The following is a 12,561-nucleotide window of genomic DNA, read 5'->3' on the forward strand; positions in this document are numbered from 1 at the left end:
AGAAAGCTGTTACAATGCTTTTTGGTGGGCCCCTTCGCATGGGTCGGCGGCGAAACTGGTCAGGTCGGGAACGAAGCAGCCATAACCGTTTAGATTCAGTGCCGGAGTAAGGCTCACCCCTCATATCTAAAAAATTCAGTAAAACAGTCGTCACCTTCAGGGTGACGTTTGCATTTCTGGGCTACAATCACTCCATGAGCTACCTTGTTCTTGCCCGTAAGTGGCGTCCCCGATCCTTCGAAACCCTTGTCGGCCAAGAGCACGTGGTAAGGGCATTAAGCAATGCGCTTAATACCCGGCGGCTGCATCATGCCTGGTTGTTTACGGGTACTCGCGGTGTGGGTAAAACCACCCTGTCACGCATTCTTGCCAAGTCCCTCAATTGTGAAACAGGTATTACCGCCACACCTTGCGGTCAATGCCGTGCCTGTGTCGAAATAGACGAAGGCCGTTTTGTAGACTATCTGGAATTTGATGCGGCCTCCAACCGGCGCGTTGAGGAAATGACTCAGCTGCTTGAACAGGCCGTGTATGCGCCCAGTGCCGGTCGCTTCAAGATCTACATGATCGACGAAGTCCATATGCTAACGGGGCATGCGTTTAACGCCATGCTGAAAACGCTTGAAGAGCCACCGCCACACGTCAAGTTTATACTTGCCACCACTGATCCGCAAAAAATTCCTGTCACGGTACTGTCCCGCTGCCTGCAATTCAATTTAAAACAAATGCCTCCCGAGGCGATTGTGGGTCACCTGGAAAATGTGCTCACGCAGGAAGATGTCCGTTATGATCTTGGCGGTTTGCGCCTTATCGCCCAGGCGGCTGCCGGCTCCATGCGCGATGCCCTGTCTTTAACCGACCAGGCCATCGCCTATAGCGCTTCCAATATTACCGACGACGCCGTCCGTGAAATGCTGGGCACCATAGACCAGAAATATCTGGTGCGATTTTTACAGGCTTTGCTGCAAGGTTCGGCGCAGGGCGTTATGGATACGGCCAATGAATTGTCGATGCGCGGGTTTTCTTATTCGGGTGCCTTGGCAGACCTGTCTGTTTTGCTCTCGCGCATCGCGATAGAGCAGCGTTTGCCGGGTACGCTCATGGCTGATGATCCTTTGCATGAAGATATGCAGGCATTGGCCAGGGTGTTTCACCCGGATACCCTGCAGCTGTTTTACAGTATCGCCGTGCATGGCCGTAACGAGCTGTCTTTGGCACCCGATGAATATGCCGGTTTTGTCATGACTGGCTTAAGAATGCTGTCATTGGTCAGTACGGTCGATGTGGCCGCATTGCCTGCGCCTGCCACCAGGGCCAGTGCCCCAAAGGATGACGTAAGCACTCATCATGCAGCTTCAAATCATGAGGCGGTCACTTCTGTTGAAAATAACACAGAAGCCTCTTCCGTTTCGGTGGAATCCGACGCCAGCACCACTGGGGGTAAGGTAAGTGCTGGTGGCAATATTTCAGCGGCCAGAAATGAAAATACGGCTACCGCTGAACAGGCGGTAAGCACTGAAAAAGCAGCAGTAACCGTTGAAAAAAAAACGGCTGACGATTTTATTCCTGCCTGGGAGGACATCCCCGCTGAATGGGAAATGATGGCCGCTTCCGCGCCTGATGACGAAGCGGATTTTGCTCAGGCAATACCGCCTGATCCTGATATGGATCCGTCAGACCCCGATATGGTGTCTTTTCCTGTTGTGCAGGAAGATGCCACCTGGATACCCAGTCATCAGGGCCAGTCGTCCGAACAGAATCTTCAGCAAATGACGCCCTATGACTGGACTGTTTTGTCGCAGGAGTTGCCATTAAGTGGTGTGGCGGCCGAATTTGCCAAACAAAGCGAATGGCTGGGGGTGGAAGATAACGAAATACGCTTGCGTATTCCGGTAAAAAACACCAACGAGTTGGGTGCCAAGGCAAAATTGAATACGGTGCTGACCGAATATTTCAGGCAAGTGGTGAAAGTTTCGTTCGAGTATGCCGAAAATGTTGAGGAAACCGCGTACGCCTCTATTCGCGCCGAGCAGGCTGCCCGTCAGGAAAAAGCCGAGCAGGCCGTGCAGGAAAGCGAGTTTATTAATGCCCTGATTGAAGAGTTTGATGCCAAGGTACTTCCCGAAAGTATTAAACCATGCTGATCATCATGATCTTTATGTTTTAATCTACTAAAATACGTGCTGATCCCATTAATTAATGAAGCAGGAAATCATTCATCATGATGAAAAATCAATTGGCAGGCTTGATGAAGCAAGCCCAGCAAATGCAGGACAACATGAAAAAAGCCCAGGAAGCCCTGGCAGATATCACGGTTGAAGGCTCTTCCGGTGGTGGCCTGGTCAAGGTAACCATGACTTGCCGCAATGATGTAAAGCGGGTGGTGATTGATCCTTCCCTGCTGGAAGACGAAAAAGACATGCTTGAAGACTTGGTGGCCGCCGCTTTTAATGATGCCCTGCGCAAGACCGAAAGCACTGCCCAGGAAAAAATGTCTTCCGTAACGGCTGGCATGCCATTGCCACCCGGAATGAAGTTTCCATTCTGATGCAAGATCACCTGCCCGAGCCGGAACCGCTGTCTGCGCTGGTTGATGCCTTGCGCAGATTGCCCGGTGTTGGTGTCAGAAGCGCCCGGCGCATGGCTTACCATTTGCTGCAACATGATCGTAAAGGGGCGCAGCAACTGTCTTTTGCCCTGTCGCATGCGGTGAATCATTTAAGGCACTGCAAACGCTGTCATTCGTTTTCCCAGGATGAGATATGCGAAACCTGTCTTAATCCCAAGCGTGATGACAGTCTGCTTTGCGTTGTGGAAACCCCTGCAGACCAGAACATGATAGAGGCCAGTCATGGTTACCGTGGCCTGTATTTTGTCCTGATGGGCAGCCTGAAACCCCTGGAAGGGGTGGGCCCGGATGACCTGGGTTTTGATAAATTGCTTGAGCGTGTCAGTGATGGCAAGGTGCAAGAGGTTATTCTGGCCACCAACTTTACGGCCGAGGGCGAAACGACTGCTCATTATCTGGCTGAAATGCTTAAAAGCAGGGGGCTGCGGGTGTCAAGAATTGCCCGGGGTATTCCCACCGGCAGCGAGCTTGAGTATGTTGATGCGGGCACCATTGCCTGGGCCTTCATAGAGCGTCGAAGCTCTTGAATTAACGCCCGGCAAGGTAAAAATACCAGTCATAATGCTTAGGCGCGGGCCTGTTCAATAATCCGGTCAAGCTTGATCGAGTCGGCTACGAAAGCGCGAATGCCCTCGGCCAGTTTTTCGGTGCCCATGGCATCCTCGTTGAGCATGAAACGGAATGCGGTCTCATTGGTTTCGATGGGCTCAATATCCAGTTTGCCAGAATCCGCTGCATTCAGTACAGGCTGAACCGCTTCATTGCTTTGTGCCAGGTTTGCCAACAATTCGGGACTGATGGTTAACAGGTCGCAGCCGGCAAGGGCAATGATTTGTCCCTTGTTCCGAAAGCTTGCGCCCATGATTTCGGTTTTGATGTCGTGTTTCTTGAAATAATTGAAAATACGGGTCACTGACTGGACGCCTGGATCATTCACGCCAGCATTGTCTTCTTCAATCCACTGGCTGCCCGCATTCTTTTTGTACCAATCGTAAATACGGCCTACAAAGGGTGAAATCAACTGTACATTGGCATCAGCGCAGGCAACTGCCTGGGCCATCGAGAACAGGAGGGTCATATTGCATTTGATTCCCTCGTTTTGTAAAATCCTTGCCGCATTGATGCCTTCCCAGGTAGAAGCAATCTTTATCAGAATGCGATCTCGCGAAATGCCTTCTTTTTCGTAAAGCCCAATAAGGTGGCGGGCACGCTCAATGGTGGCACTGGTATCAAATGAAAGGCGCGCATCAACTTCGGTGGACACCCGTCCTGGCACAATATTCAGTATTTGTTCGCCAAATTTCACCAGTAAGTGATCCAGGGTTTGTGACGTGCTGGCATTGGGATAGTCCTGGATGGTTTGGTCAAGAAGGGGGCGATATTCGTCTTTTTGAATGGCTTTCAGGATAAGTGACGGGTTGGTGGTGGCATCGGTGGGGCGGTGCTCACGCATACTTTGGAAGTCTCCGGTGTCTGCGACAACAGTAGTGAATTTACGTAGTTCATCTAATTGATTACTCATATATACTTGTACCCAGGATAGAAATTATAATGGCAACGATATTGGAAGTTATTTCTCAGATTCCATATGACAATATAGCCTGATTTTGAATCAGGATTAAAATCTGGGTGCAGACATGTCGTTTATATGTTTCAGGTTTGACAGGGTGACATATTAATTGTAGTCTTTTGCCTCTTCAAATAATCGCTTTGTCAATAATATATCCTGGTAGTATTTTTTTACATTCCGGGTAATATATTTATACATAAACAACAATATAAGCTGCCTCTTTGTGGATAGCTTGATATGATTTCATCGTTGAACCGTTCATTTTAATTTAAAGGTTGTAAGTAAATGCTACTTAAGCTGGGTAGGCTATTTATAGTGGTTTTTGGCCTGCTCTTTTCCGTAAAAGCGGTATATGCGCAATTCGATCGCTCCCTTTTAAAGGTGGGCGTCGGGTTGCCGACTGCGTTTCAGGAAATTGCCCTTAATCCCTGTATTCCCGAATCGGTGATAAAAAGCAGGTTTGGGCAAAGTGGCCTAGAACTGTTGCGTGATACTCAAAAACAATGGCCGGCAAACATGTGTGAAAACACACAGGTGGCCACCGGGCTTTTCGAATGGCTGTACATCAGCTCAGCCCTTCAGGCGCAAACCGATCGCCCTGTGTTAATCAGTCGTTTGATAAAAACCCGCAATAACGGTCTGGCCTTGTGTCAAACGGTTGCCTGCCTGGCTGAGCGTTTGCCACGCATGATAGAGTGGGCGCAAACCAACCTGGACCGTACGGCGGTTTACCGGGAAAGTGACCGTATTCAGGTAAAGTCAGAGTTGTTGTCGCACCCCCGTCTTTCTTTGCGTGAGCTGGTTTTGCCCTTGCAGGGGCAATACGAATGGTGCCGCAGTTCCACCTTCGATTCGCTTGATTTTCATACGGTAAACATGAAGGTTTCTGGCAAGGCACTGGTTTTGGTGAAATGTAAAACCAGTGAACCGGAAGGACCTACCTGGATTATCGAAAACGCGGCCAACTCCAAAGTTTGGGTGCCCATCATGTCCAGCAAGTCACTCAGTGAACTGTACATTTTGCCCAACAGCCGCTATACCTATCCCACGCTTTACAGCCAGAAAAAGCTCCCCGAGGGCATACGGGTCACTTTCTTTGAATACGGAGAAGACCTCTATCAGCAAAAACTCGGGTTCACCATAAATGTGGATGCTTCAGGAGAAGCATTGGCTTTTGATATACAGATGCCCTAGAAAAGTAGTGAAAATTACGGTTTTTTTCGTGCGCAAATCGTAAAATTTCTATTGGAAAATCAATAAAACAGTATAATAGCAAGGTTTACTTATTGATTTTAGAACTTGGGGTTTTATGACGCTGCCGTCACATATTTTCGGGGAAAATACAGAATTCCCTACCGCAATTCTGGCTTTGGCCGATGGTACTGTATTTAAAGGTATTTCCATTGGTGCCAACGGTCATACCGTAGCCGAACTGGTTTTCAACACCTCAATGACTGGTTTTCAGGAAATCCTGACCGATCCCAGTTATTCCCAGCAAATTGTCAGCTTCACATACCCGCATGTTGGCAATACGGGTGTTAACAAAGAAGATGTTGAGTCTTTCAAGACACATGCCGCTGGTATGGTCATTCGCAATTGTCCAGACCGTATTTCAAATTTCCGTGCCACCCAATCACTGCCTGCTTATCTCAAGGAAAATGGCATCGTGGCCATTTCAGAGGTGGATACCCGCAAAATCACGCGGTTGTTGCGCGAGAAAGGTGCGCAGGGTGCATGTATCCTGGTGGGCGATGATGTTGAAAAAGCCCTTGAACTGGCTCGTGGTTACCAGGGCATGCAAGGGCAAGACCTCGCCAGTCAGGTTAGCCGCCAGCAAACCGAAAACTGGACTGAAGGTACCTGGCAATTGGGTCAGGGCTATACACAGCCCAATCAAACAAGCTATCACGTCGTGGCCTATGATTTCGGGGTAAAATCAAACATTTTGCGTATTCTGGCCGATAAGGGTTGCCGTTTAACGGTAGTTCCTGCCACAACACCTGCAGAAGATGTTCTGGCGCTTAATCCAGATGGCGTTTTCCTGGCCAATGGCCCTGGCGATCCTAGCGCTTGCGGTTATGCGGTCGAAGCCGTTAAAACCCTCCTTGATAAAAAAATTCCGCTGTTTGGCATTTGTCTTGGGCAGCAAATCCTGGCGCAGGCTATTGGTGCCAAAACCCTGAAAATGAAAACAGGCCACCATGGTGACAACCATCCCGTCAAAGACGTGCAAACCGGCCGTGTCTATATTACTGCCCAAAATCACGGTTTTGCGGTAGATGCAGACACCTTGCCAGCCAATGCACGTGTCACCCATGTTTCACTGTTTGATGGCACCTTGCAGGGCTTCGAGCTTACCGACCGTCCCGCCTTCTGCTTCCAGGGGCACCCTGAAGCCAGCCCCGGCCCTCATGACATTATTGTCCTGTTCGATAAATTCATCAGCCAAATGGCACAGCAAAAGTAGAGTATTATGCCAAAGCGTACCGACATAAAAAGCATTCTTATTATTGGGGCAGGCCCCATCATTATTGGTCAGGCATGTGAGTTTGACTACTCTGGAGCCCAGGCTTGTAAAGCCCTGAAGGCAGAGGGTTACCGTACCATTCTGGTCAACAGTAATCCGGCCACCATCATGACAGACCCTGAAACAGCCGATGTGACGTATATCGAGCCCATCACCTGGCAGTCTGTTGAGAAAATCATCGAAGTTGAAAAACCGGATGCCCTGTTGCCCACCATGGGTGGCCAAACCGCGCTTAACTGTGCACTGGATCTGGCTCATAACGGTGTTTTGGCCAAGCATAACGTAGAGCTCATTGGTGCCAACGAGCACGCGATTGAAAAGGCTGAAGACCGTCTGAAATTCAAACAGGCCATGGAAAGCATCGGTCTTGAGTCAGCCAAATCCGGCGTGGCCCACAGCATGGAAGAAGCCTGGGAAGTCCAAAAAAACATTGCTGCAGAAATTGGTACAGCCGGTTTTCCGGTTGTGATTCGCCCCAGCTTTACACTGGGCGGCAGCGGTGGCGGTATTGCCTACAACCCCGAAGAGTTCGAGGTTATCTGCCGTCGTGGTCTGGAAGCCTCTCCGACCAAAGAGTTGCTGATTGAAGAGTCCCTGCTAGGCTGGAAAGAGTTTGAGATGGAAGTGGTTCGCGACAAGGCTGACAACTGCATCATCATTTGCTCTATCGAGAACCTGGATCCCATGGGTGTGCATACGGGCGACTCCATCACGGTAGCACCGGCCCAAACAATGACAGACAAAGAATACCAAATCATGCGTAACGCCTCTATTGCGGTGCTGCGTGAAATTGGCGTTGATACCGGCGGCTCTAACGTGCAGTTTGCGGTTAACCCCGATAACGGTCGCATGATTGTCATTGAAATGAACCCGCGCGTGTCGCGTTCTTCCGCGCTTGCTTCCAAGGCCACCGGTTTCCCGATTGCCAAAGTGGCAGCCCGCCTGGCAGTGGGTTATACACTTGATGAACTGCAGAATGAAATTACGGGTGGTACAACACCGGCTTCTTTCGAACCTACCATCGATTACGTGGTTACCAAGATCCCGCGTTTTGCATTCGAAAAATTCCCCCAGGCCGATTCTCACCTGACCACTCAAATGAAATCCGTGGGTGAAGTCATGGCCATGGGCCGTACTTTCCAGGAGTCTTTCCAAAAGGCCCTGCGTGGCCTTGAAGTGGGTGTTGATGGTCTGAACCAGAAAACCCTGGATCGTGAGAAACTGCAAGTGGAACTGGCTGAGCCCGGCCCGGAACGTATCTGGTACGTGGGCGATGCTTTTGCCCAAGGTTTCACCCTTGACGAGGTGCATGCTTTAACCAAAATAGATCCCTGGTTCCTGTATCAAATCCAGGAAATTGTTGAAATTGAATTGGCGCTTGAGCAAAAAACACTGGCCGACCTTGATGAAAACACCATGCGTCAACTCAAGCGTCGTGGTTTTTCAGATCGTCGCCTGGCTTTCCTGCTTGACGTCTCCGAGTCTGAAGTACGTAAAGTACGTCACCAGCTGGGTGTTCGCCCGGTTTACAAGCGTGTTGATACCTGCGCCGCAGAGTTTGCAACCAAAACCGCGTATATGTATTCTACCTACGAGGAAGAATGCGAAGCCGAACCCACCGACAAGAAAAAAATCATTGTGCTCGGTGGTGGTCCCAACCGTATTGGCCAGGGTATCGAGTTTGATTACTGCTGCGTTCACGCCTCTTTGGCCTTGCGTGAAGATGGTTACGAAACCATCATGATCAATTGCAACCCTGAAACCGTTTCTACCGATTATGACACTTCCGATCGTCTGTATTTCGAGCCCTTAACGCTTGAGGACGTTCTTGAAATTGTCCATATCGAAAAACCTGAAGGCATGATTGTTCAGTACGGTGGCCAAACCCCGCTGAAACTGGCTCGTGCCCTCGAGGCCAATGGGGTGCCCATTATTGGTACAAGCCCTGAATCCATCGATGTCGCCGAAGACCGTGAGCGTTTCCAGAAACTGTTGCAAAAACTGGGTCTGCGCCAGCCGCCAAACCGTACTGCACGTACTGAAGCCGAAGCAATTGCCCACGCGGCTGAAATCGGTTATCCGCTGGTGGTTCGCCCAAGCTATGTGCTGGGTGGTCGTGCCATGGAAATCGTTCATGAGCAAAATGATCTCGAGCGCTATATGCGTGAAGCGGTTAAAGTCAGTAACGACTCTCCGGTGCTTTTGGATCGCTTCCTGAACAATGCGACCGAGGTCGATGTGGACTGTCTGGCTGATGGTGAAACCGTGTTTATCGGTGGTGTCATGGAGCACATCGAACAGGCGGGTGTTCACTCGGGTGACTCCGCATGCAGTTTGCCACCGTACTCACTGTCTACTGAAGTCATCGAGGAAATCAAGCGCCAAACCGGTTTGATGGCCAAGGCCCTTAATGTCAAGGGTTTGATGAATGTGCAGTTTGCGATTCAGAATGGCGATGTCTATGTACTGGAAGTCAACCCGCGTGCTTCACGGACTGTTCCTTATGTTTCCAAGGTTACCGGCCTGCAGCTGGCTAAAATAGCGGCCCGTGCCATGGCCGGTAAAACCCTGGCCGAACAGGGCGTTGGCAAGGAAATCACGCCATCTTACTTCTCGGTCAAAGAAGCGGTATTCCCGTTTGTCAAATTCCCGGGCGTTGACACCATTCTTGGCCCTGAAATGAAATCTACCGGTGAAGTCATGGGTGTTGGTGAAACCTTTGGCGAGGCATTTGTGAAATCCCAGCTGGCTGCCGGTGTTATTCTGCCGGAAAGTGGCACGGTATTTATCAGTGTCAAAGACCAGGATAAGGCCAAGGCCGTTGATATTGCCAAAGGCTTGCATGAACTGGGCTTTAAGCTGGTTGCTACTCGTGGCACGGCTGCCGCCCTGGAAGAGGCTGGTTTACCGGTACTGGCAGTCAATAAAGTCACCGAAGGTCGTCCACATATTGTTGACATGATTAAAAATGGTGAAATTGCCATGGTTATCAATACGGTTGAAGAGCGTCGTAACGCCATTCAGGATTCCCGTACCATCCGTACCCAGGCATTGGCTGCCCGGGTTACTTTCTTCACCACCATTGCCGGTGCCCGTGCCGCGGTAGAGGGTATGCAGTATCTGCGTGATTCACAGGGTATGAAAGTTTATTCCCTGCAATCATTGCATGCCTCTATTAAGGCTCAATAATCTGGCCAAACCACCGGCGTGAGCGGTTTGCATTCACGCTGGTAGCCTGTATTTATAAAAAACTGCCCACCTTGTGTGGGCAGTTTTTTATATTGGCTATAATTTGACCATCAGCTTCATTAAAACAGGAATTTATTATCATGAAAGGACATCACGAAGTCGTTGCCTTTTTAAATCAATTGCTCACTGGTGAATTGGCCGCCCGCGATCAATACTTTATTCATTCCCGGATGTACGATGAATGGGGCTATACAAAACTGGCTGCCCGCATTGGTCATGAAATGGAAGATGAAACCGGTCATGCCGATGACCTGATCCGTCGTATCCTTATGCTTGAAGGGATACCCAATATGGTGCCAGTTAAAATTAATGTCGGTAAAGATGTGCCCGACATGTTGCAGTATGACCTGGACACCGAATATGAAGTGCGTGAAAACCTGAAAAAAGGCATGGCACTATGTGAACAGCATAGCGATTATGTATCACGTGATATTTTGCTGAAGCAGCTTGACGACACTGAACAGGATCACGCACACTGGCTGGAACAGCAGCTGCGTTTAATCAAGCATGTGGGTCTTGAAAATTACCTGCAATCACAACTGTAATCATTCTTTTAAACCAGGCAAGTATTGCTGCAAATGCAAAACCGGCTTGATGGATTTAACAAGGACTGAATCGGTGTCAAGCCGGGATCAGTCCTTTTGTTTTGTGCGTTATTCAGGATAGGGAGTTGTTCCTGGGTTTTCTGCCCGATCTGAATGCAAAATAATCATAGACTGGGTTTGGCACCCATTTAAGCAGCGTAGCCACCATACCCATTTGCCATGGAATAACGGTATGGCTGTTGCCTTTCTTTATGGCCTTCAGGGCAGCACCGGCAAAGTCATCGGGCTGCATCAGGAAGGGCATTTTATACGGGTTGTGTTGCGTCATGGGGGTATCAATAAAGCCGGGTGCAATGGTGACAACCTTAAGGTTGGTGTCGTGCAAGTCAACCCGCAGGCTTTCCAGATAAGTAGTGGTGGCCGCTTTTGAAGCAGAATAGGCGCTGGAACCGGGTAAGCCACGCACGCCAGCCACACTGCTGATGCCCACCAGCGTGCCGCAGTCTCGCGTCTTCATGGGTTTGATGAATGGTTCAAAGGTAGCTACCATGGCCAGCAGATTGGTGTGAATCACCTTCTGAAACTGGATGAAGTCTTCCTCATGTTCGGTAAGGGTCCCAATGCTAATGCCTGCACAGGCAATCACAATGTCAACGGGGCCAGATTCAAGAAAATCGCGGGCGGCCGTATGCAGGGCGTTTCTGTCTACAATATCCAGAGCATAAACCCGGTGCTGTCCGGGCAGGCTGGCAGCCAGTGCTTCCAAGACCTGTTTCTTGCGCCCAACCAGCCCCAGGCAGACGCCTTGTTGGGCATAGGCCGTTGCCAGTGCTTTGCCAATCCCGCTGCTTGCGCCGGTTATAAATATACGCATGTAAAATCCCTTCGGCAGTTTTCTTTACTCAACCATATCGCCATCAAAATAAAACCATTTGCCATCTTCTTTAACAAAGCGGCTGTTTTCATGCATTTTAAAGGCTTTTCCGTTTTGCTTGTATTTGGCGGTGAAGGACACCTCTTGGTGGTCCGGGTCTATTTCATGGAACTCATGGACAGTAAGGCCCAGCCATTGCGATGGGGATGACTCAAGATCAAGGGTGGAAGGTCGTGAGGCAGCATGCCAGGTGTTCAACAGGTAATGCTCATTGCTGTGTGCGTAGGCAGAATAGCGTGAACGCATCAGGCGCTCGGCATCCGGGGCCTGCTCCTGGCCCAGGATATATGGCTCGCAGCACTGCCCAAACAGGGTTTTTCCCTGATACCCCCCGCAGGGGCAGGCTGTGTTTTCGGTATTTTTCTTTTTGCTCATGTCTGCGCTCCTTTAATCCTAGACGCTACCCGGTGTAAAAAAAATATTAATGATCAGTTTGTCTGTTTGAGTAATTCATCAAGATGACTGGCATCGGCCCATGAAATGACCGACCACTTTTTGTCATGGGAAATTTGCAAACGGTTAATGGATGTATTGCGTTGTGTAAATTCACGTGGTGCATTGGGGGGCAGTTGATTGGCCGCCCGCCACATCATGTCAATGGCGCCACCATGGGAAATGACAAGCAGTGTTTCATTCACGTGTTGCGTGGCCAGATCAAGCAAGGTATTTCTGATTCGATCGTAGAAAGTTTGCAGGGATTCGGCCTGGTGTTCTTCCTGGTTGAGTTCGATGGCGAGGTTTTCTTCACGGATGGTATTGTATTCTTTCAGGACTGACCAGTGTTTGCCTTCCAGAATGCCATAATTGCGCTCACGCAGGCCGGGCAGGGTGGTAATGCCAAGGTCGTTGGCACGGGCATAAGGCAGCGCGGTATGGTAGGCGCGTTGCAGGTCGCTGGTATAAATGTGTTGGGGTAAAACCTGAAAGAAATCCTTGTTAAGGTGCCTGCACAGGTTTTCTGCCTGGGCAATGCCGGCCTCATTCAGGGGAATATCTCTCCAGCCTTGCAAACGGCGTTCGCTGTTCCAGTCGGTTTCTCCGTGACGGATAACCCAGATATCAGTATGTGACATAGGTTGTTTAAAGCAATTAGCCTGTTCAATTCAA

11 protein-coding genes and 1 other RNA gene are annotated in these 12,561 nt (G+C 49.8%); 8 read left to right on the forward strand and 4 right to left on the reverse strand.

Features of this window, described 5'->3' with window-relative positions; genetic code table 11:
- Positions 1-23 precede the first annotated feature (23 nt).
- From ffs to recR, 4 genes are all read left to right on the forward strand, one after another.
- Positions 24-121: signal recognition particle sRNA small type (gene ffs, locus IE074_RS11670), an RNA gene on the forward strand.
- Positions 122-194: 73 nt separating this feature from the next.
- Positions 195-2,144 (forward strand): DNA polymerase III subunit gamma/tau, encoded by a 1,950-nt coding sequence (gene dnaX, locus IE074_RS11675; protein WP_189385638.1) that lies wholly within the window; start codon positions 195-197, stop codon positions 2,142-2,144.
- Between the two features lie 77 nt (positions 2,145-2,221).
- Positions 2,222-2,548, forward strand: coding sequence for a YbaB/EbfC family nucleoid-associated protein (locus IE074_RS11680; RefSeq protein ID WP_189385639.1), 327 nt, complete (start codon positions 2,222-2,224; stop codon positions 2,546-2,548).
- Positions 2,548-3,156, forward strand: a complete 609-nt coding sequence (recR, locus tag IE074_RS11685) for a recombination mediator RecR (protein WP_189385640.1) — start codon at positions 2,548-2,550, stop codon at positions 3,154-3,156. Before IE074_RS11680 ends, recR begins: the two co-directional genes overlap by 1 nt.
- Positions 3,157-3,194: 38 nt before the next feature.
- Here the strand turns inward: recR and tal are convergent, their stop codons facing one another.
- Entirely contained in the window at positions 3,195-4,151 is a 957-nt protein-coding gene (tal, locus tag IE074_RS11690) for a transaldolase (RefSeq protein WP_189385641.1), read from the reverse strand.
- Positions 4,152-4,484: 333 nt separating this feature from the next.
- Between tal and IE074_RS11695 the strand changes: the two genes are divergently transcribed.
- From IE074_RS11695 to bfr, 4 genes are all read left to right on the forward strand, one after another.
- Positions 4,485-5,393 (forward strand): hypothetical protein, encoded by a 909-nt coding sequence (locus IE074_RS11695; protein ID WP_189385642.1) that lies wholly within the window; start codon positions 4,485-4,487, stop codon positions 5,391-5,393.
- A gap of 115 nt (positions 5,394-5,508) precedes the next feature.
- On the forward strand, positions 5,509-6,666 hold the full coding sequence (gene carA, locus IE074_RS11700; RefSeq protein WP_189385643.1) for a glutamine-hydrolyzing carbamoyl-phosphate synthase small subunit: 1,158 nt from the start codon (positions 5,509-5,511) through the stop codon (positions 6,664-6,666).
- A gap of 6 nt (positions 6,667-6,672) precedes the next feature.
- Positions 6,673-9,915: a carbamoyl-phosphate synthase large subunit gene (gene carB, locus IE074_RS11705; RefSeq protein WP_189385644.1), complete on the forward strand. Its 3,243-nt coding sequence runs from the start codon at positions 6,673-6,675 to the stop codon at positions 9,913-9,915.
- Positions 9,916-10,055: 140 nt separating this feature from the next.
- The gene (gene bfr / locus IE074_RS11710; protein ID WP_189385645.1) at positions 10,056-10,520 is read left to right on the forward strand and encodes a bacterioferritin; all 465 of its coding nucleotides are present in this window, start codon (positions 10,056-10,058) and stop codon (positions 10,518-10,520) included.
- Positions 10,521-10,632: 112 nt separating this feature from the next.
- Here bfr and IE074_RS11715 read toward each other — a convergent pair whose 3' ends face one another.
- Genes IE074_RS11715 through IE074_RS11725 form a run of 3 tightly spaced genes read right to left on the reverse strand, consistent with a single transcriptional unit; the run spans position 10,633 to position 12,527 of the window.
- Positions 10,633-11,394: an SDR family oxidoreductase gene (locus IE074_RS11715; protein WP_189385646.1), complete on the reverse strand. Its 762-nt coding sequence runs from the start codon at positions 11,392-11,394 to the stop codon at positions 10,633-10,635.
- Between the two features lie 24 nt (positions 11,395-11,418).
- The gene (locus tag IE074_RS11720; RefSeq protein WP_189385647.1) at positions 11,419-11,829 is read right to left on the reverse strand and encodes a YchJ family protein; all 411 of its coding nucleotides are present in this window, start codon (positions 11,827-11,829) and stop codon (positions 11,419-11,421) included.
- Between the two features lie 53 nt (positions 11,830-11,882).
- Positions 11,883-12,527, reverse strand: a complete 645-nt coding sequence (locus IE074_RS11725) for a histidine phosphatase family protein (RefSeq protein ID WP_189385648.1) — start codon at positions 12,525-12,527, stop codon at positions 11,883-11,885.
- Positions 12,528-12,561: the final 34 nt, after the last annotated feature.

Origin of the sequence: Advenella faeciporci, assembly GCF_014652395.1 — a bacterium.
In the GTDB taxonomy this organism is placed as follows: Bacteria; Pseudomonadota; Gammaproteobacteria; order Burkholderiales; family Burkholderiaceae_B; genus Advenella; species Advenella faeciporci.